Source organism: Arsenicibacter sp. R0_47, assembly GCF_057652235.1.
The window spans coordinates 1-22262 of the sequence record NZ_JBYFCJ010000022.1 but is presented as its reverse complement, the minus strand read 5'-3'; the positions used below and the strand labels follow the sequence as shown (position 1 = coordinate 22262).

General features: G+C 45.0%; 8 protein-coding genes. 1 reads left to right on the top strand and 7 read right to left on the bottom strand.

Annotated features, from left to right (window positions below):
• Positions 1 to 94: 94 nt before the first annotated feature.
• Positions 95 to 373 carry an HU family DNA-binding protein gene (locus tag AC23NW_RS26220; protein ID WP_487453200.1) on the top strand — a complete coding sequence of 93 codons (279 nt, stop codon included), beginning with the start codon at positions 95 to 97 and terminating at the stop codon, positions 371 to 373.
• Positions 374 to 489: 116 nt separating this feature from the next.
• Here the strand turns inward: AC23NW_RS26220 and AC23NW_RS26215 are convergent, their stop codons facing one another.
• The 7 genes from AC23NW_RS26215 to AC23NW_RS26185 all read right to left on the bottom strand — a co-directional run bounded on the left by AC23NW_RS26215 (position 490) and on the right by AC23NW_RS26185 (position 21649).
• A complete protein-coding gene (locus tag AC23NW_RS26215) occupies positions 490 to 930 on the bottom strand; it encodes a hypothetical protein (protein ID WP_487453198.1) in 441 nt (146 codons plus the stop codon).
• Between the two features lie 467 nt (positions 931 to 1397).
• Complete coding sequence (locus AC23NW_RS26210; protein ID WP_487453197.1) at positions 1398 to 1529, bottom strand: hypothetical protein; 132 nt, start codon at positions 1527 to 1529, stop codon at positions 1398 to 1400.
• Between the two features lie 201 nt (positions 1530 to 1730).
• Positions 1731 to 3305, bottom strand: a complete 1575-nt coding sequence (locus AC23NW_RS26205) for a UvrD-helicase domain-containing protein (protein WP_487453195.1) — start codon at positions 3303 to 3305, stop codon at positions 1731 to 1733.
• A gap of 309 nt (positions 3306 to 3614) precedes the next feature.
• On the bottom strand, positions 3615 to 3833 hold the full coding sequence (locus tag AC23NW_RS26200) for a Tn3 family transposase (RefSeq protein ID WP_487453193.1): 219 nt from the start codon (positions 3831 to 3833) through the stop codon (positions 3615 to 3617).
• Positions 3834 to 3876: 43 nt separating this feature from the next.
• Positions 3877 to 4257: a DUF4158 domain-containing protein gene (locus AC23NW_RS26195; RefSeq protein ID WP_487453192.1), complete on the bottom strand. Its 381-nt coding sequence runs from the start codon at positions 4255 to 4257 to the stop codon at positions 3877 to 3879.
• 105 nt (positions 4258 to 4362) lie between these two features.
• Complete coding sequence (locus AC23NW_RS26190) at positions 4363 to 13986, bottom strand: Tc toxin subunit A-related protein (protein ID WP_487453191.1); 9624 nt, start codon at positions 13984 to 13986, stop codon at positions 4363 to 4365.
• Between the two features lie 226 nt (positions 13987 to 14212).
• Positions 14213 to 21649 carry a SpvB/TcaC N-terminal domain-containing protein gene (locus AC23NW_RS26185; protein ID WP_487453190.1) on the bottom strand — a complete coding sequence of 2479 codons (7437 nt, stop codon included), beginning with the start codon at positions 21647 to 21649 and terminating at the stop codon, positions 14213 to 14215.
• Between the last annotated feature and the right edge of the window lie 613 nt (positions 21650 to 22262).

The window sequence follows — 22262 nt, the reverse complement described above, 5'->3', positions numbered from 1 at the left end:
TCGAAAAGTCTGATTGAGCTTCAATCAGACTTTTTCATTAGTAAATAACTAGTATTCCGATCTTTAATTAATTAAAGCAACAATCTCATTCAACATGACAAAGGCAGACGTATTCAATCAAATCAGAAACCAAACAGGTTTAGATCAGGAACATGTGAAAGAAGTTGTTGAAACTTTTTTTATTGTTATAAAAGATTCTCTCACACGAAATGAGCCAGTTACGATAAGAGGCTTTGGTACTTTTCACAACAAGCATCGAAAACGTAAATTAGCCCGGAATATAAGTACAAACACGGCTCTTATTGTAGATGAGCACCACACTCCGGCCTTTAAACCTTCAAATGAGTTCAGCAATGCCGTTCGATATGCTTAATCATAATAGTTTAACATACAAAAATTTATAGCTAAAAAACAATAATTCCAATGTAATAATAATATACAAAGAATTAATATAAATATACTGCATATCAATTTAATAAATAAAACATGTTAAGGTAAGTACGTTAATGCCGGATAAATTTCTGATTTACCAAGATCAGCTATAATTTCCACTGTATTAAAAGTGAATGACTTATCACCTCTTATTTTCAATAGGGTAATTCTATGTGAGCCTTCACCAATGAAATAATAAAATTGTTTATTAATCTGTATTTTATACAAATAAAATTGTTTGGAATTTTCAATGTTATCTTTTTTAATTAATTCGTCTAATTTAGAGAGATATCCACGAGCATATTCTAATGATTTAATAGAAAATATTTCATAGAAAAATCCTAGCCAATTTGAATAATGGTAAGGATATGAAATTGATTCATTACAATAATTTGACTTTGTAGTGCCTATAATTTTATCTAATTCAACTTCTTCTTCTTGTACAAATTCTTTCGTTTTAAAATCCCATAGATCAAGCTTGTGGCAAGTATCATACATCCAATAGGGGGGAGTTAATAATTCTGGAGAATCAGCGAAATACTCATAAAAATACTTTTGGGAAGTAATGTTATTATTATAATCCTGAAAAAGTGGTACTATTGGCGGTTTCGGCGGATAAAAGCTAAAACTTAGCTTTTTTTTTGATTACCCATAATAGTAGATCTATTTATTAAACAATGTTGAGGTTTGTTTCCCCGCATATTAAATCTAATATATAGAGTATGATCCAAACAAGAGCTGGAGAAAGGTTCACCAACTCTCGTTCGTATAAATCTAAGTAAAGACCTTAACAGAGAAACAGAGATTAGAGTTAACTCGGTAAATTTAACAATGAGCTGTATTAGTAACTTAATCATAATGTACCCATCGAAAACGCTTTTGATATTGAAAGCGTTGTACTTCCTCGCTTTTAAAATACACTAATAAGTGTATCAAAGCTGGAAATTCAGGTATGATAAAACCGATTAATCATTCACCGTAGTTAATAAAGATGTGGATGCAATAGCTTCGACATCAGCAACAATCTTTGAGAAAATACGTGTTCTGATTTTTACAACAATTGATTTTGGTTGAATAAGCATTTGTTTTGATTTCATATAAATAGCGATTAAGAGTTGATAAATAAATAAGGAAACATACAAGTTTACACTTTATTTTTTTACCAGCAAAAACATTTTTAGTCCGGCCGGATGCGTTCCACGTGGCCGGATGCATTCTTCCAACCTTTATTATGAACAGTTACCTTTGTCGACTGGTAAAATCACCTGAAATAAAAGAATTCAAAACCCTTTCCCCTCTTATTCATTTAGTGCCAGATGTTCGGGCTTTTCCCGATAAATGGTCGATTGACTTCGCAAGTCTTTTTGTAATTGTTCTGGAAGATGTAGCGCTCCCAGACTTCGCGTGATCCCTACGTAAAGCATATTTACTTCTTCAGCAAGCTTTTGCTGCATTAGGCTACGGCCAGAAACCGTCAAGCCGGGTGTGTTTTTGATTATCTCTAATCGGTCGAAAATGCCTGGCAGATTGATGAAATCGTCCTCAATCTGGACTTCATCGTATTCCAATCCCTTGCATCGATGTACTGTCGAGAAAATCCGGTCCGAGTTCATACGTTCGCTCTCACTCATATGGCCGTTCCGAATCCGGGTAATATAATGTGGCAGATCGGTCTCGTAGGTTTCCACCACATCAAGAGCTACCTTGAAATTCCGGTCACCAGTCAAGTCAATATATTGTCGCAGGGCCTCTGTATTGTACATTCGTTTAAGAATTGGGTTCTTCACTAACGTCGATTTACCCACGTGGAGGTTAAGAATATCATACAGGCTAGCTCCGTTTTCCATATAGGTGTAGGTATCGAAACGTCCTTCAAAATACAAACTGCCAATATCTTCCCGAACGCACAGGGCTTCAATTGCCTGTGCAAGTACTGACAGATTCGTTCTGCCAATTGTCGCGTGAGTTAGTACTGTACTGATAGGAGCTTTGCCGAGGCCGGTAATGGGTTTAAGTAGCGTTTGGCTCTGAGCTATCGTTTTCCATCCAAGTACCCGATTAGCTAATTCAGCAGTATCCGCACCAAACCGAAACGATTGGGAGAGGTGCCTGATTGGAAAGTCCAAACGCTGCATCGAGTTGATTGCATGTCTAAAGCCATAAATTTGCTGGTGTTGATCGCCTACAATAACTTTAATGGCCGCTTGTCGCTCAAATACGGCAAGCATCGTCTCCGAGGCATCCTGTCCTTCATCAAAGAGGATGATATCATACGGCAGGTCAATATTAGCCAGTTGAAATGCTTTCAGATAGAAATCATGCGTGACAGCCAGCTTACCAGTTGTCATTGCCGTAATAAGTCTGTCTGTATAATTCGTTATTGGAACTTCATATTCTTGAACAAACTTCTGCGCTTTATGGTCAGCGGGATCAATCGTATCCCGGTAATGGAGCGATGAGAGTGTCCGCGCTGCTGCATTACAATAGTAACTGAAGAAAGCCCGGATATGGGCAGCCATAACAGGTGCCATCTCCTGCCCATGGGTGCTGTCGAGCGATAAATAGTCTATCAGGTCTGAGAGTGAAATGGACCCGGATGAATTGAGTTGATAGAGACCTTTTCCAATTGTGTATCGATAAGCTAATGAGTGAGCTGTGTGGACATCAACATTTCGCACGCCCTTCCTGATAAAACGGGTCATGGCTTCCATGCGTACTGTTTTATTAAAAGCCAGGTAAAGGATTCGCTTGGTAGTGGGCTGGTGAGCTGCATACAGCGTTAACGTCGTGGTTTTACCTGACCCTGCACAAGCGTTAACACGCATGTTGCCAGTCTGGTGAATGATAGCCTCCTGTTCGTCTGTGGTTTTCATTGTTTAGAGAGTATCGGGATATAGTACCAAGTTTATTGCTGATAGATACACACGGATCTAATCTTTTATATAATTCTATTTTCCTTAAATAAATATATGAATTTTATATATTCAAAGCAAGTTGTTTTTCGCTAAAAACTTGTGGAAAACAGCTAGTTTTTAGACATTTATCCGAAAATCTATCGCCGGTTTGTCGTCAGGGGGATACAACTGCATTTCCCTTAACATATAGGGGAGCTACCTACATTCGTACGTTATGTCTCGCTAAAACGAGGCATTTGATTGATTTTTAGATATTTATCTTATTGTCTAGGCTTTATTTCTTAGAATGCCCCGTAAATCTAAATTTATCAGATTACGGAGTCCATCTTCTGAAAAATCATACTCTCCTTGAAAATTGATGTGCTTCCAACTGAGTGGAGCCGTATGGGGAATCGCGGCTAAAAGATCTTCGCGCTCCGGGCCAGTTACTTCGTTTAATTGTTGAGTAATACGAAGCATGTTCCAACAGGTAATGGCGTTAATCAAAAACTGTTTCAGAAAATCTGTTCAGGATGAATCTGGCGGCTTACTAATTGGACAACCTCCTGACGGCCATAGCTTTCCCTGCCCCCATAAATGACGTAAATCCTAAATTTTGACGGATGATTTGTCGATGCCGAAAAATCGTTTTGCGATTGTAATGTCGCCAATTAATTGAGAGAGGCTCAAGCGAAAGCAGACGAGCCACAAAAATGACATCGACCGAAAAAAAAGTGGTCGGCTTAAAGAAGCGACCGCTCGCTTGAAAATATCCCCACTGCAAGAGAAACCCTACTCGATTCACTGTCGTATCAAGGCCTCGTAGCTGATTGCGTAGCTGCGGGGTTAATTCAAAAAAGTGACGCCGTTGTTCGGAATTGAATGTCGGTGGCATTTCAAAACGCTCCGGCGTCCCGGTCTCGACGGGCATTCTCATCAAGTATGTCTAATTGAGCCATTCATCAGGATTGTACTTACTTCTTCCAGTAAGTAGAAAATAGCTCAGGTCAAATTCAGCAGGTTCTCAGGATAGAATCTATTCATTTTTAGTGCTCACAATTACAAATACCGTGTCGTTACCACTAATTGTCGAGGCCTCAATAGTAATTGATTTATCGACCTCCTTTATTGGATCTCCACTTATTGGATTTACTCCCTTGTAAACGGTTACCGAGATTGGTTGACCTTTTACCCAGAAAGGGAGAGACTCAGGTTGATAATGTAGAACCAATGGCTCCGTTGGTTGATTCTTATGTTTATACCACTCATTCGGGAAATCCTGCTTCACGTTGAATAACCGCAGTGGTTTCCCCTTTATCTGGTCCTTAATTGCAGCCTGAGCACTTGTCTTGAACGTACCGGCATCTTCCCTTGCTGTATATTTGATGTGTATCACTACATCGGCAATGGTTTGATAATTAAATTGCTGATGGGCGATATCCCCCAACTCCAACTGCCAGGAACTAATGGCTCCTGCTCCCTCGAAGGGCAGATAGCGCTCGTCGCGGAAATTGACTTCGAACATGCCACTGTCGTTCTGGGCCGAACTGGTCGCAATGGATTTGAACGGGACCAGGTTTTCTACAAAACGTGGATCTTCCGTACCTGTTCGAATGTAATTCTGCGCATTCATCGTATTGATACGGATACTGTTCTTCTTTAAGCGAAGTGTACAATTGACGGTTGTATAGGGGCCTGCCACGCAGGGGATACTTAGCGATATAGATTTGATGGTTCGGAAATAATGCCCGGCAAAATCCAGGTCAAAAATCCATTCTTCCAGATCAAAATCACACGCACCTTCGTAAATGAGTTTTAATAAAGCTTCGGGCGCAACCTGACGAAGGGAGATGTGTTTTGTGAGTTCAAACCGGCGGGTATTTTCTTCCATGTATGATTTCTCCAGTTGCTTCAGCGCGAAATGGAGTTTTTCGCCCGCCAGCAACCCTTTGAAGTTACTATCAAAATAGCCGTATTGGATAAAATTGGATTGCTGCTTACCCAACTCAAAGCGATACGCCTTCTCCGCTTTCTTAGCCAGATCATAGGCTAATTGGTAGGACTGTTTGTAAATACTGATTAACTGTTCTTTCATCCAGGTATAAAGCTCCTGGTTGCTAAACTTTCCGGATAAAAACTGCTCTACTTCTTCCGTATGTTTTATTTGCCGACGGTGGTTATCTAATTCCTTTTGGGCAATCTGAATTCTAATATCAGCCGCTACCAGTTGCTTATCAACCTGCACAACCTCCCGCGCCGATGAGTTAAGCTGGAACGTCCAGTCCTGCACCCGACGAATATAGCCTGCCATTTTAGCGGCTTCGTTTGCCTCGGCTGTTAGTATCCCGCCAATAAGTGAAGAAACTTTCCCCATTGCTGATGCGGCGCTAGCCCAAGCGAATCCCTTAAAGGAATCAACCTTTGTTCCAACACCGAGAGGTGCCCCCATAATTTCGATTGCCGGGAATAAATGAAACATTGCCGCAATTGTTTCAGAAGAATTACTCGCAATCTGCCACCATTTAGCAGCATTCATTTTATCCAACTCCTCCTTCTCCCTCGGTATTAATAATACTCCATTTTGATCAGAATTTTGTAAAGCAACATCCAAACTAGCTTGCTGCTCTCTTACAATCGTATCGGGAGGTAACGTGCTGTCGGCAGTGAGGTCGGCGGAAAGAGTTACTAAGTCTGGAATGGTGTAGTCACTCTCTTTCAGGCCCATCAGGCTCATATAATGACCAACTCGTTTAATCGTATTTCGGCGGCTTACTTCTAAGTTCTGTCGATTGGCTTTGGCTTCCAGCACCTGACGTTCTTTGATGGCCGTCACCAGGTTAATCATAGCGCTTTCATGAGTGGCCCGCATCAGGCTCAGGGTTTCAGCATCCCCTTTTTCAATAGCTGATAGCAAAGCGCCACCCAATGCCTTCACTTCGCCCGTAAACTCCACCGCTTTTTGTACTAAATAACTGAACCGATATAAGGGAGCCGGGGTGTTCAGATCGCTCAATACATCACTCAGACTAAGGCCTTTGCCAAGGGCTGCGGCAAGCAGGCCCGGATCGATGGGGGAACCAAATAAATCGAGGCTACGCTCCACGCCGTCGATGTTCATGGCATGGCGGATTTTGAAGAGCCGGTCTTCTACTGTATCCCAATAGGTAAGGATATTTTGATTGAATGGAATACCGAAATAAAACGTCTGGCCAATGTGTGTGCTACTGGTTTTGGGCGTACTGACCGATGTGGAATCCGTTGTGCCGGCAGGAACTATATTCTCAAGCAGAGCTAGCGGATTACTGGCTGAGTTTAGCTCCGGTTGTAAATCGGTATATGATTTTTTGACTACGGGTTTCAGGTCAGGAATAAATTCAGGCCGTTTGCCCAGAAGATGGCCCGCCAGCACATATAATTGGGTAGCCTCGTTGATACTCTCCATGCTGTCCTGCCGGAACAGGTCATCTCCCCAGGCAGTCAGGTTTTCAACGTATTTAAAAAATACGTTTTTCATATACGGAATAGCCTGCCGGTTGCGGGCCACCGAATGGGCATTGAAGGGATTCTGAAGCCATTGGGTAACCTGCTGATTGGCATGCTCGTTGCCCTCGTTAATGCGCTTGAAAAACGTATCAATAGATTCCATTGGGTTAGCTGTTTCTTTGAACCCCTTTACTTTCCAAAACCGTTTGACATCATCCGCATTGGAAGCCTCATTGGTGGTAGGATCGAAAATATAGTGGAACCACCGTAGGGCTTCTTTGTATTTACCGTTTTTACTCAGGCGTGTAGCAATAAACATGGGGGCATGGAAAAACAACTCCCAGTTGTAAATAGCGTAGCCGCCTGTTTCGCTAAAGTCAATATTTTTGAGTGGATAGGGGGTATTAACTAAACCTATAGGTTGGTATGAAATGTTAAAATCATCTACCTCTTCCAGTTCAGTATCTGCCTCCATAATTCCATCAATACCCCTTCGATTAATAGCGGAAATAAAGTCTGATGTGTATGGATGATAAAAATTAATGAATGATAATCGATTCTGGATGAATTGTATTACCCATGTCAAGGGCTTTCCTTTTAAGTCTGTACCGCTATAAGATTTACGGCTGATATATTCCTCAGAGCTGGCAAAAAAAGACACATTACCTTGTTTTAAAAAGAAAGATCTATATGGCAACAGTTGATAGGATGATGTATTATCTACGGATGCAACTTTGTATAGTAAATTTTCCGAATTCAAGTAAATTTGATCATCAATAACTATTTTCTTTACCAAGCTTAATTGATAATAATTCCCTTCTGGAACTGGCGGTAGCAATTCTAAAGGTTTGAGTGTTCTTATTTCTTGATTTGCCCCGGCTTTTTTTTGTACTGATTTTTTACCTATAAATCTTATAGGATACAAATTTGAATCAAAATGAAAATCTGTTGCACTATAAATAGCAACACTTGTGTCATTGTATTTTAATTCTATGTTAAAAATATTTTGTATATCATTCTTATACAGGTTTAATCTAAAATATTGAAGATTATCAACAGTGAAGGCCGAGTATTCTTTGGTTTTCTTAAGTGAACCACTAGTGCCCGTAACTAAATTATCGGATACTGCAACAGTCGATGCATCATCACCAATCCATTCAATATCGGTTGTGATTGCATAAGAGACAGAAACTTTTCCAAATTCCTTCGATAGCTGCTTCGGTGACCACTTCTTATCCTTATACTCACTCCAGGCCAAACGAACTTCCCAGTATTTTTTAGGCGTAGTCAATGTGATTGGGTTATGTGTTGATATCTCTACTGAGCCACTTTTCATGTGTTCTTCTTCCTCACTCTTCTCCATAAACTCCGGCCAGAATAGATAGAGTCTGCCTTTAAAGACAACGGGTAATAGGTGTACGCCACTATCGGCCCCGTCTTCTACGCCTTTTATATCAATAGGTACTTTTTCCCAGGCAGTCCAGTCCAGGGTTGGGTACGAAGTGGAACGATAGAAATACTGGTAGGGGGCCGCATGAGTTCGGGCCACTACGTGGATTTTACCAATGTAATCTTTATCATCAGGTATACCTTTGATGTCTTCCTGATGCACCCCGCAAATGTCCAGATTGCCTACTTCGTTGAGTTTATAGACGTAGTTGCGGAGGGCCGTTTCAGCGTTATCGTCGGTGATGTCGTTTTGGAGCAGTTCGCTTTCCAACTCCTTGAAGAACGGGCTTTTATTGTCGCGGTATTCGGGTTCGAGCCAGTTCTCGGGGTACGTAAAAATTTTGCGGTTGGCCTCCCAGAGCCGGTAGTGCTTCTGCCATTCCCAGCGTTTGTTGGCGGTGTCAATCGAAGTAGGCGAAACGCCGGTCTCCAGGTTTAGCAAACATCGCTGAACAAATAACTGCACCGACGAAATGGCCTGCTTGATGCGGGAGGTATCCATTTTGGCTCCCATCTGTACGTCAATCAGAAAATACTCAAACAAGCCATCAGCATCCTTCACATGCGCATCCTGTAGCTGTTTGATCTGGAGTAAATAGGCAATGAGCGCATCCCGTTGATGTTCGCGGATGGGATTATTGAGCGTGGGAGCAAACTCCAGCCAGAGGTCGGGGTCTTCAAAGGTAGCCTTAACAGCATTGATAACTTCATGGGCCGTTTGGGTTAAATTGGCATAATCCGTTGAAATTCGGGTTGCCCAATTGGTTAGCGTTTCCACCGAAACGCCAGTTTTCTGGCAGAGAAGCCATTTTTGATGTAAGCTCGTGAGCAACGCCAGGTCTTTATAAGCTTTGCCTGCCATCTGCCCCTCCGTCCATTTTACATCCCAGCCCATTATCTGGGAAAGCACTTCGTTTTTGTTTTGAATCTGATCAGCAATCATCAAAAAGACAGCCAGCGAAATCGGTTTCTGGGGAAGCTGGCTACGAAGCGTAGTAAATGCACTGAGGGTATTGAGGGTAGCTATACTGGTCGGTATTGTTATGGCCTTGTCTTTCAAGTAACTAACCTCGTCAGCCGTCAACTGGAAGCCTTTAATCAGGGCCGCTTTTTGCCGGGCGGCCTGAACTATCGTTTTTATGGAATCAACGCTGGATTGTGGCAACAAAACCGCCGTTGGTACAATCTGCTTAGGCGTGGTGGCCGACTGCCAGAATAGCCTGATCCCTGATGCACCGGTAGTGTTTGTGTAGTCAACAATAATGGAATAGACCTTGCCTGCTTCGCAAGTATAGGCCCCGGATAGTTTGAGACTATCTTTATCCGTGATATCACCTTTCTTCTTTAGAACTTCTTTACCGTTAATGGTCAGGCTAAATAGCTCATCGATTTCGGCCACTTCGACCGTAAATGTGAACTCTTCCGACTTGGTTGCGCTGATGTATCCTCTCCAGGTAACTTCGCCCGGTAAGCCAGCAGAATTTGTTTTTACGTCGATTTCTGGCCGTATACCATGCGTTGCATCGTCACTTAGTCCCGTTTCTGGTAGGTTGCTAAGAAGTGGGTCCATTTTATCGGTTAAAAGCAGAGCTGTAGTAGCGGCATCTTCGCCTATCAATAGACCTATTTGCTGAGTGACTACTAGTTTTTTAAGCATTAACTGGAGGGAAGGCACCAGTTTTTTATACAAATCAATGTGTAAACTGTCAGGAAGTGTATCGCCGTCCTGATTCAGGAAAGTACCGACAGCATCATAACTTTCCCAAATGCCAGGAAGTGTATTGTCTATAATAAACTCATTCGGCTTTCGGGCTAATGGCTCAATTGCCTTTGAGTCAAATTCAGAAAGTGCAACATTATCATGACTAAGCGTTGCTTTCTCAGAATTAGTCAGAATGCCCTTACAGGAGAGTGTGCCTATTGCGGAATCATAAAAAACCTTAGTCTTCAGAGAATCAGCAATTTTTATTGATAAACTTTTCTCGACGGGTACAGAAAAAACGTTCTTGCCTGTCACTATATCCACCAGCGTTTGAGCAATTTCAGAGCCGTATAGCAGCGCTAATTTGTTAGCCACAAACTCCGGAGTAACGTCGCTGATTGAAACGGCTCCTGACCTGACGATGGCAGGATCGTACACCTCAGGCAGTTCCGCATCAATTTGCTGCAACCCTGCCTGGCACTGCCTGACCGAAGCCAGAAGCTTTTGGTTGAAGGCGGTAGTTGTTTCCGACGTTTCGATAGCCTGACCAAAAATGAACCGTAGTTGTTGGGTTGTGAATCCGGCTTCTTTAGCTTGTTGGAACGTACTGACAAACGCTTTAAGATGGACTGGATCGGCTGGTGAAAGGTCCCCTAATCCAAATAACTTTTTTAAGCTGATGAAGTCTTCTACGCTAAGAGTAAGGGCTTTAGCTAGTACGACATAGCGGTAAATCAGGCTGAGGTTGGCTAAGTTCAGCGCAGGGTCAGTTGACGACTCAACTTTACTGAATTTACCAGTAGCATCGGTCAGGATACTTTCTAACGAGACAGCGTCTATCTGGAAGGCCAGACTAATGAGGGGTTTGTAATCGCTCAGGCGACGGTGATTGGCTGTATCCGTAAGCTGAGCAAGCGCAAACGTGTTATCGGTATCGAGCCGCTTTACAAACCGATTCTGGAATAATTGTGTGTAGAGCGACGGTGTTTTGTGGTTGTCGTAGGTATCTATGTCGGCCCATAAAGCAGCCAGTTTAGTAATCGGTAGTTTAAGGGTTTCGTTCAGTTTGAGGCACTGGTAAAGCCAGGCAATTATTACCTCGAAACCAGGTGTTGGAACTGCCGATATCAATACATCCAGTTCATGAATCGACAGCCCTGATTTGCGCCATAGCCGAATAAAAAAATTCAGTCTTAAAAAGAACGTAGTATCGTCTGGATAAGAAACTAAATTGATTTGATCAAGAGCACACTCAGTCGGTGGCGGAATGAGAACCTGCTGAGTTGGGTTGATAAATTTCGTGTTCGTAATTTCTACTAAATCGGTAAAATGAATCTGCGTTTTCTCAATAAATACGTTTGCTTTTTTCAGCGTGGTTAGATCGCTAATGTTAAACAGGTCTTTGATGTCAGTAGCCGGATTATGAATGATTATACCGTATTCTGTATCCGATAGTCCGAAATATTCCTGAACCAGGTCTTTATCGGCTGGGACACTAAACACATTCAGTACTTCGTAGCGCGTGGTTTTGAGTTGCGGCAGGTAGGTACGAATCTGGTCTAAAGCACGGTTGTAGGGCAGGCTGAATGATGTAGATGCCTCTGCTAACGTTTTATACGCACTTTCTGCCGTTTGCTGGGGTTCGGCCCGTAACTCGGTAGCCGTTGCATCGCCCGTATCAATGGGTGTGATCTTCTTCTCGGGATCAGCCGGATCGATTTTCGAGATATACTTTACAGCCCTACTTGCATCGATTCCATTTACAATGTAATACTCCATCACTTCATTAACCAGATCAATGTAGGGAATGATGGTATTGGTGTTCTCGCAGGTGAGCGGAATATGAAAAATGTCGGGTCGGCGGGTTTGTAATTTAACAATCGGGTGAATCTGGCCGGGAAGAAGCTTTTTCGGAGCCCCTGTTTCGATATAATGCAGGGTATCAACTAAGTAAGCCGCCGGGCTGAAGATGGAACGACAGTCTTTACAGTCACACATCGAGAGGGTGCCAAAAAACTGCTGATAATCGGACATGGCTGTGATCGCATCGAGAAACGGGGCTGTGATTTCCGTCCGTAGCCATTCCGCAATCTCCGACGCTTTGGGTCGGTTGACGTACATACCACCGACGGCGTTGGTGGCGTATCCACTGATGCTATCATTCAGGGCTAACAGCATGGTTTCGTTGCGGGCCACCACCGTTCTGGCCTTGTTATACACATCGGCGGCAATGGTTGCTCCGTCTAAACCTGTTTCGGCTATCTCTTCAAAGGCTTCGGAATGACGAGCAATGAAATTCTTCTCTGAGATGCCGGCAATCTGAAGCGCTGAGGTGTAGTCTGTTTGCTGCAATTTCTCAAACACACTGAATGAGGGACTTAGCTGAAATAGCCGCTGATAGGTGCTGATTTGCTCGATTACCTCCTTTTTATTGTCGTCTGGAATTGACGGGCTATCCGTAACCATCTTCCTCAAACTGATGAGATTGGTGGTGCGAAGGTCATAGTCGGTATGCGTCAGTAGAGTAGCTATGTGCGCTGCGATTGGATTGCCGAAGGTGTCATTCTGTAGTTTGAGTCGCAGCCGCTCGGTCGGGAATAGCTGGGTTAATTTATCCTGAATGCCTTTCAGATAGGCTTTCTGTTCGACGGACGGGGGGGCATCAGGTAGAGCAAATTCGCTATCGTCCAGATCCAGACTCATTACGTCTTTCAGATGCGTAATGGTCGGCTGTAACTTCGTGGTCAGGGCTACATTACCACCCGTAATGTCGAAGAGTTGGTTGGTGAGTTGGAGGGCTGGGATTTTAGTTGCAAAACCGGGTTGTTCTCTCAATTTATCCCAAAAACCGGTTGGGTTATATTGGTTCTCGGCATAGATTTTCAGGAACTCGCTTTTCTGGTCAATATTGCCCTGTCCCAGAGTTAGGCTCAATAAGCTGTTGATGTTATTGGTTTCCGGGGCAGATTGTAAAATTCCGGTAAACGCCTTTGATTTGATGGCGTCAATGAAACTATCCATTTCTGCACCCAACTCGTCGATGATGTTTTCCTGAATGGCATCCTTTATTGCTTTTCGTTTGGTATCATCTGGTATGAACGCCAGCCCCTGCCAGGTCAGGGCTATGCCTTTACGCCCCATCCCATAAAACAAGGCTGGATAATGAGCAAATGCCGGATTTACAAGCATGAGTGATAAAAACGCCTGCGTAAGCTGAAACGCCTGTACCAGCAACCCTACCTGCGTGGCATCCTGCTCGGTTTCGGTGGCGACAAAGGTGATTTGTTCAGGAGCAACCAGTTCGATTAGCTGCATTCCGCATTCCGTCACAAAGGGGGAAATGAGATTCATCAGGCGGGTAAACTCACTTTCGGGCCTGAGCGGGGGCTGGTCTGCCGATGTGAGTACGTCTAATTGTTGAATCTCATTGCCATCAATGTAGGATTTGCGGGTGGCAATGACCGAACGCCCCACAATCTCGTTGTTCTCGTTAAGGGCAAAGACGATCACATCGGCCAAACCCAACTCGTGTCGGGCATACTCGTCTTTGGTGAAGGTAATTTTATAGGTTCCGGTGGCGTCCGTTTTGAAAACATGCTCATTCCCAATTGGGTATTTGCCCAGCGGCTCAAACCCACCTTCTACGGCTCGAATATCATCCCATTTCTGGAGGCCATTCAGTTTACCAATACCCCGTAAATCAATATCAAAGGCAACCACCCGTTGGCCTACTATAGGTTGCCCCTGCTTCGACAGCACCCGCCCCGACACCACGAAGAGGCTGTTAAGGAAAGCGGCTGCCTGTTCCGCTACCAGATACTCCTGACCCTCTGGCAGGTGTTCTTCCGTGAAGATTTCCCTCAGTTGGGCAATACCTTTTTTTGTACTTTCTCCAGCTCGTTGCTCCTTGATTTCGTCAGACTGAATGGCATAATCACTGGATAGAAGTGTATTAAGTGCGTTATGTAACGCAGCTACATTTTCAGACGTTTCTACTAATTTGATGGGGGCAAGGATGGGTTTCATCAGGTTATGGTTGAAAATGGATGAACTAATAATGGATAAAGTAAGCAATCAGAAGAATGAACCAAACCTTATTTTCTTCAGCAAATTGGTAAACTTGGCTGTGAAACAACTAGGTGAGTAGCATTATTGAGCAAACCCCAAATAAAATCCCAAAAAGTTCTAAGGGAATCCTTATATGCAATAGTTAAACTACTATCGGCTTCGAGTCGATAGTAGTTTAATACATTTATGTGTGTGGTATAGGTTGCAACGGAAGTGCGGGTTTAGCTCTATTTTTATGAGGAATTGCTGGTTTAGGTTTCTGAACCTTCGTTGGCTTAGGCATAGTAATTGGAGAACCACTACCTGTTTTCGTCTGTATATGAAGATGATCTGGGGCATCTGGAAACATTGCCAGAATGAAAGTATCCATTGCCTCTAAGGTGAAATTTTTTATTTTTTCATTTTCGGGAGTTTTATCAGGCCTTGCCGCTCTTGAAAAAAAATACCCTTCTATATCGTACTGTGGCTTTAGGGCAGGATTGAAAAGTAGTGCCCATCCAGATTCATAGTACTTAGAATATTTCTTAAAGTCTTTTAAAAAGCCGGGTAATCCGAAAGGCCTCGGACTTCTTGGAAAACCAAAATACATAGCAATTCCTAAACCTCTCATGTCATTCTTAAACCCTTCAATACCTTTTCTGGCTTCTGAATAATCACTAAAGTTAATATCATGACCTGCGTAACGTTCTATGTCTATTGCAGATCCATCGTCATGAGGCCCTTGATTCGTTCGATGTAGACTCATAATCTTAAAATCTACTCCTTTGATAGTCCCTTTTCTATGTTCAGCAGCTTCAAGCATTCGGTTTAATATTCGAGCAATTTGTATATCAAAAGTATTAGGCAAAATATCTGATGAGGTAGATATAGATATTGCAGTTAACATTCTTTTAGTTGCATTATCAATACCAATTACATGAGCCCTTTCAGCTTCAACTAATCTTTTAGCTACGTCTATTTTGAATTTTCTATCTGCTTCTTCCCGCAGAAAAGCTTCTTTATAATCTGATCGGGCAGGCGGTTGGATTTTTTCTCCTTCTTTTCCTGAAATGTCTACAAAACTTATAATCATTCCCTTCACATAACAATACACATTCACCCCATCCCCAATGCCAGTTGGGTCGGCGGCAGTCCAGCGGCACAGCCAGGGGGCGTAGTAACGGGCGGTGTGGTAGTTGAGGCCGCTTTCTTCGTCGCGCTCCATGCCGGTGTAGCGGTAGCGTTTGGCTGCGGCTTTCAGGGTGCTGTTCTGAGCTTGGTAGGCGGTAGTGCCGTAGGGATGGTATTCTTCGTAGCTGATGACATTGGGGGCGGTGTTGGTTGCATCACTCAGTTCTACCATAGCCGAGCCGAGGTGGTTGCTGTATTGGTAACGGAGCAGCGTTTCCATGCCTGGTGCGGGCAAATTGCTCCTTTGCTCCGTGTTAATGGTCACGGTTTCGGCAATGGCTATACGTTGCTTATCATCCATCAGGTGCTGGGTTTCCAGTTCCTGGGTAAGGACTCTGTTCGTGGTTTTTCTGAAGAGTTCAAAATCACCAAGGTAATAGCGTTCTTCCACGATACCGCCCGCTTTCTGCACCCGTTTCCGCACTCGCTGGCCGGAGGCATCGTACTGGTAGCTGGCTCCGTTGGTGTTATCGTTATCCGAGTTGGCGGTACTGGTCAACTGCCAGAGCTGGTCTTTGAAATTCCAGCCCATACTGGTCAGGTGATCTAACCGAGTCATGTTACCGTGCGCATCATAAGTGTATTCCTGCGTTGGCGACGGGTGTGTGGAGCCGATGAAGGCGTGCCTAAGCTGGTTATTGGTTGTTCTATTGTCAAACGTACGGGTATAACTGCCTAATCCGGCTATATGTCGTAACGAGGTCATATTCCCTACTTCGTCGTAATCGTAGCGTTGAGTATAGAGTCGCATGGCGCAGTCGCCGGCCGGAATGGGGCTCATGGCTGTTGGTCCAATCTGCTCACGTCCTTGGGCTTCAATCAGTCGATACGTAGCATCATAGCGATAGCTATTGATAGGGTCTATCTGGCAGTTATTAAAATATAGCGTCTGCTGGGCTTTATCTTCTATGCTGCTGATGTTACCTGCGGGATCGTAGGTATAGGTTAAATCCTGATAAAGCCCCAGAGGGCCACCTGCCGCCGTAACAGGTGATATAGTTGCCGTAGTCCGAAGTCGTCTTAACCGAAACGTATCGGGGTCGTATTCGTAGGTAGTGAACGTATTGTTGCCGTAGTCGATGCGAGTGCGTTGCCCTTTAGCATCATAGTTGATATTGGTTACCACGGCATTCTCGTTGCCCTCCCGTACGAGCGCCCGCACCTGTTCGAGCAGATTGGCTTCGTTGTACTGGTGAAACTGAGTTGTTGGTTTCATGCCTGTACTATGCGGACTTAGGCTTTGGACAAGGCGGTTGAGGGCGTCAAAGTGGGTTGTGCTGACAAACTCCTCCGGTTGCAGGTTTGCCCAATCCGGAAACTCGGTCAGGTCGCGGCAAAACTGTCTGGTTGTTTCCAGTACGTTGCCTTTAAAATCGGCCTTTATGTTGCGTACTACACCCGCCGTATCGAAATGGGCAACGGGGGCGCCATTCAGGTTCTGCGCAGTATCGGCAGTGGCGCCGTACAGGATGCGTTCGAACACAACGGCGGGGTTCGGTCCCTGGCTTACAGTGCTTTCCGATGGTCGGTGGAGGGCATCATAGCGGGTTTCAAATCGCTGGTCTTTGCTATCCCAGGCCAGGCAGGGCTTGCCCAGGCAGTTGTTCAGGAGCCAACGCTCACCCGCGTCCATGCTCTGGGTATGGGCTGTATGCCCCAGCATATCGTAGGCGAAGGTCATGACGGTATTCTGCCGCGCATCGATCACGGCACGCGGATTACCCTCTATATCCAGAACCACACGGGTATCGTAATACTGCTCATATGGCACGGGAGCCAGTCCGGTCTCTACGACTTCCCATTTGTTATGCGCTATCGAGAGAAACGGCCTGCCCAGCGAATCAAGATACAGCGTATCAGGCGTATCGGCATGAATTAGTGTTTTGGCCAGCGCGACCTGTTCCTTTCTTATATCCCCCCCGACGGCCGTCAGCTTAGCCAGAAACTCAGGCGTTGGACTTTCTCGAAGGGCTTTCCAATCACTTTCCAGAACGGTGTCGTTCTGGTCATACACCTTTTGGCTCCAACTGTCGTATTCCACCTTGCTGAACGTACCATCAGGGTAATTGGTACGAATGAGCCGCCCGGCAGCGTCGTAGTGCATTTCGGGTGTTACACCACATTGCCGGAGAGCCGGTTCAGCTTCATACTGATGCGTGGTCGAGAAATAGGGTTCATATTGTTTTACCGGTTTTCCTTTATTGTTCAGGATGGTTCGTCCGTTCCCTACCCAGCGCGGGTTTGCCGGTATGTCCACACAGTAGGTTCCGTCCAAGCTTTTGGCCATACCGGGTTCAGCCTGTACTTTTTTCAGCACCGGTTTGCCCAATCCGTCGGTATATTCCAGGCTGTATTGCAGTTTGCTCGGTGTGCCATTTTCATCGGCTACGTGCGTTTCGCGTACAATGGTGGCGACTCGGGCAGGAACCGTGTGGAAGTCGTAGATCAGCCGCGACGTGGCCTTCTGGAGTAGACCTGGGCCATTGGCCAATGGATCGGTAAAAAAACCAGCAACTTGCGTTGGAGTCAGATTGGCAGAGAAACCCGTCAAATTATCACCTTCATCCCCTTTGCCTTTCAGAGCCGTACCCACCAGCATCCCAAGCGCATCATAAGCCGCTTCACTCAGGTTCTGGTTGGCATCTGTGATCAGTTCGGGTACCAAGTATCGGTAATTGAACCGTTCGATAGATGTTTCCAGAAACAGTGAATCAGTGCCCTGTCTGGTTCTTTTTACATACAATGAATAGCGGTCATACTCAACCGACGTAACGGTGCCGAAAGGATCTGTGTAGCGAACGGGATGATAAAACCGGGAGGCTGCTTGCTCAACCGGTTCGCCTGCCGTTGTCCGATATCCGGTTTTCCCCGACCGAATCCACCAGTTCGTATCTCCGTCGAGATGGCAAAACTTCCCTTCCAGTAACTGGCTTTCCGCAACTTTATCCTGGAATAAGGCGATCAGTAAAGTCGGCGTATAGGCCAGTTGGTAGGCTTCAAAAGTTAACCCTAACTTCCCATGCGTACCACGGGGGAGTTCATTGATGAGATCATCGGCCAGATAGCGGGTTTCAATGTGCTCGATCAGTCGTTTTTGTGCAGTTGGTGTTCTATCGAAATCAGCTTCATAATTGCAGCCCTTAACGGTCGGAATAAGTGTCGGATCAACCAGGTAGTCGAAGTCTTTCAACGTATAGAGTTTAGAGAAACCTTCCTGTTTGCTTTCGTCATATAACTCATACGTCTTTGTGCTCACAGGCATCCGCAAGCGATAGGTCGTCTCACCTTTCTTGTCAATGTCAGCGGTAAACTCATTTTCTGTATACGTAATATGTATCTTCTTCTGAACCTCGTCGAGAAAGGACTTAGCTTGTGCTGTTTCCGGCGTTGGTAACTGTGCATTTTTCCGGCCATACACCACCGACACGACTTTCAAAACGTTGCCCATCTCGTCAAAGTCAAGATTGAGCGTATGGGCTACCCTAGGATCGTTTGGATTGCGTTCATAGCTAAACGTGACAGCTTCAGACTCATGTACCAGAAAAACGGCATGTGCCCGATCAGCTTTGGGCTGAAGCATCTGAATATGGCAATTGTGTGCGGCTACGGTGTACGGAACCTGCTGGGTTTTACGGGCTAACTGCTGAAAGTCTAAAAACTTAGGATCATCATCTCTGTACTGTTTGGATGCTTTCTCTTCGGCGATACGTTTTAGGGCGTCAAGTCCGTATACCTCCTGCCGGAGCGTCATACCCTTGCAGGCACGCAAAGCCTCGCGGTATTCAATGGGTGTTAAATCCCCGATGATTACGCCATCCGGCAAGGCTTCCGGCGTTGACGAGTGCCAATACTCTTGGTTGAACTGATCCAGGATTCTGTTTTTTGAGATAAACGCACCCGTATGAAACCACGTTTTGGTCAGAATGGGTGGTTCATAAAACTGGATTTCGGAAGTTTGCGACGGGCTGCTATCTCGAAGGAAAGCAAATTCTTCGGTGTCTGTTTGCTCCACGCGCCCGAATCCCCGAAACTCCCGTTCGGCATGGTCGTAATAGCCATGATGGTAGGTATACTGGTTCGTAAAGCGCAGATCCGAAACCGTGTCAATGATTTCTACCTGACTCACGCATTGTACCGGAAAAGGCAGTTTTGTTACCCACGGTTTCCCTGCTTTTTTATCAGCGAGATAAAATTCCGCCGAGGTTTTGTAGGTAACCCTGGTTTCTTTACCCATGCCATTCTGGTGGCTCACCATGAGGTGAGGCTTGTGGCCACCCATCAGATCAATGTATTGCATGGGCGCCAGCGCATTGGCTGGCAACGGCGACGACCAAACGATACAACTGGTGCCACGCCCCAATAGATCCACCACCGAAAGCTGATTGGGAGAGGCTGTGTCCCAGAAAGGCTCTATCGCATAAGGTTGACTGAGGGCATTGCCACTCAGATTCAGATAAGCGTTGAACTTGTTCTGGCCGAGGTACAGAATATCCGTAGCGCCCGTGCCACTCACATCGGCCAGATGCAGACAGGCCGGATTGAATAAATCGGGGTAATCGAAGTGCGAAAATCCGCTCAACGTTACTTTCGCCCCAAATTTCCCATAGCCCATATTGGGCCAGTAACAGATGTCGGAATTCCTGATCCGGACAATATCGGTCAGTCCATCACCCGACATATCAGCCAGGAAAATACTCTGGAGACTGTCGGCAAACACAATTGCTGGTCCTTTTTCCTCATCAAACGGTTTTCTTGCTACTTCGGGTGAGTCGTAGCCCAACGTCCCCTTCGACGGAAACCAGCGAAACACATGCTCTTCGGTCATCACGACTTCGGGAATCCCGTCGCCATTTAAGTCCAGAAGCCGAACATTCGGGTCTTTGGTATCGACGTTGGCAACGGTTTCAAACGTCCTGAAAGGCTGCCAGGTATTGTCCTCATCTAACTCGAAATAGCCCTGTAAACCCTTTTCATAACTGACAATGTATTTTTTGCCATTGGCATCGATGTCCTGCAACGAAAGGCTACCTGAAGCCAGGCCCAACAAAGACGGTTTGGGTGCAATTGGTTGCGCGTTCGAAAACGCTCCGTTTCCGAGGTTGCTTTTATAATACCAGCCATCGGCCTGTTCGGTCAGAATGCCTGAAATTCCTTCACCCCAGAAGTCGACCCACTGATAATTGGTACCAATGCCAATCGGAGCATGCATGATATTCTCTTTCGAGACTGTTTGAATTTGCTTACTCCATTGGAGCGGCTGGTAGGCAAAGCTCATCGTTGGCAGTGGCGTTGGCGCTCCATCTGGATTATAGCCTTTTTGGGTAATTGATGTAAGATACGTCAGTTCCGCATTTTGATCAGTTCCGCTCACTGGCGACGTGTACGTCATGTCCAGGGAGCGAACCAATTGAGCGTCAGCACGCAATTCAGGAAATTGATGGAATACCAGCACACGCTCACAAAGGCGGTACGTACGGATCTCGAAACCGGCTTTATAGTCAGAAAAAGCATCGTTTCGCGCTTTCCAGCTAACTGATTCAGTCAGTTTATTATCAGTATGTTCACCAAAATCAAAGACCAGGGTAAACAAAAAGTTGCCTATGACTGGCGGGGGCGTGTACGCATTTGAATCGACTGGATGTGGAAAGTAAGGCGTTACGTTGCCGTACTGGATGCGTTTCAGGTACCGATTGAGGGACATCGATGGCTGACTACGCCTGTTCTTTTCGTGGAGCAGGTCAGCGACATTCGCCATATCTTCGGCTTTATAACCGAAAATCATGCAGTTGCCCTTATCATCATAGCTTAACTCTGGCAGCCATTTGAATACCTTTGTTGAATCGGATGGGTCGGCAATCCGACTTTCGGGCTTGCTGCCAAAAATGGTTACGATATTTTCTTTCGTGGTTACCTTCCAGAAAACAGGTGCCTGTGGGCTCAGCCTTACTTGTTCGATACGCGCAAACAGGCCTTCCACCCGAGGGCGATACCGTTTAAGCTGAATGCCATTCGGGTTCGGCTGTTCTGAATCGTCAGGTACAGGTACTAAATCTTCGGCCCCTGAAAACAAAAACACATCGCTTTCGGCATCGTCTTTATACTGCGGCAGGCGTTTATCCGTACGTCGTTGAATAGCCGGAAAGTCAACACCCCAACCCGCGCCAAAAATGCTGTTACCAACCCCCGAATTGTAGGCAAGGGTTAGCGAAGGCTGAAAGTTACCTCTGGAGGGAGTAATAGGGATAGGGATTGAGAACGAAGCCGTCCCATTTGCCGCGTTGACCTGAAACTTTTCATCAATGCCTTTTAAAGCCCCACCACCCTTGGGAAGCGAAATTTGGGGTATCTCAATCGCATTGGATTTCGTTGGATTCCCCTTGAATGATAACCCATTACCCGTTTTTTGTGAACCCTCTGAAGAAGTCGAAGTCCGTTCTTTATTAGCGCTCACGTAAATGATTGGTTAGGGTGTGGTACAAGTAGGAATGACTATTAGTGGCTGGCAAGCAATTCAAAAGTAAATCAATCCTTTAGCCTTTTCCATCGAAAAACAATGCGATACGAGTTAAGAAAAGCATCTTATAAATACATGTAAGTTGATAAATAAATGGTCGACTTTTTATTTAACGGGTAACCTAACGAGAGAAGCTCCAAAACTAATTAGTTGGGCGACATGCGCGTAACATTCATCAGGCAGGAAAATGGGACGATGCACATGGATTTACTGCGAATGCTATTTGTTAATTACAAAAGCGTAGCTGATTACCACTACCGGCCCCGTGTGAGCATGAAAGCAGATAAAACTGAGGGCTTGACCCGATTAATTACACCCTTTTAAAGCAACCCTGCCAGTTTATTGAATGATCTAGCGTCAGAATAAATCAGCGACAAAATCTAGTTAATTCATTAAAAATCAAATATTTATATCTTTTTAATGAGACATAACATACGAATGTAGGTAGACCCCCAGAATGGGCTCCCCGTTGGCAACCAAGCGGAGCACGTCAGCTTTGAATTCGGGGGTGTACTTCCGGTTTGGAATTGATTTTTTGGCCATTTGACAC

Bases quoted from the DNA above. Each gene is read 5' to 3' on its own strand.
- AC23NW_RS26220 (WP_487453200.1), top strand. From the start codon at position 95: ATGACAAAGGCAGACGTATTCAATCAAATCAGAAACCAAACAGGTTTA.
- AC23NW_RS26190 (WP_487453191.1), bottom strand. From the start codon at position 13,986: ATGAAACCCATCCTTGCCCCCATCAAATTAGTAGAAACGTCTGAAAAT.
- AC23NW_RS26215 (WP_487453198.1), bottom strand. From the start codon at position 930: ATGTATGATACTTGCCACAAGCTTGATCTATGGGATTTTAAAACGAAA.
- AC23NW_RS26195 (WP_487453192.1), bottom strand. From the start codon at position 4,257: ATGCCCGTCGAGACCGGGACGCCGGAGCGTTTTGAAATGCCACCGACA.
- AC23NW_RS26205 (WP_487453195.1), bottom strand. From the start codon at position 3,305: ATGAAAACCACAGACGAACAGGAGGCTATCATTCACCAGACTGGCAAC.
- AC23NW_RS26210 (WP_487453197.1), bottom strand. From the start codon at position 1,529: ATGAAATCAAAACAAATGCTTATTCAACCAAAATCAATTGTTGTAAAA.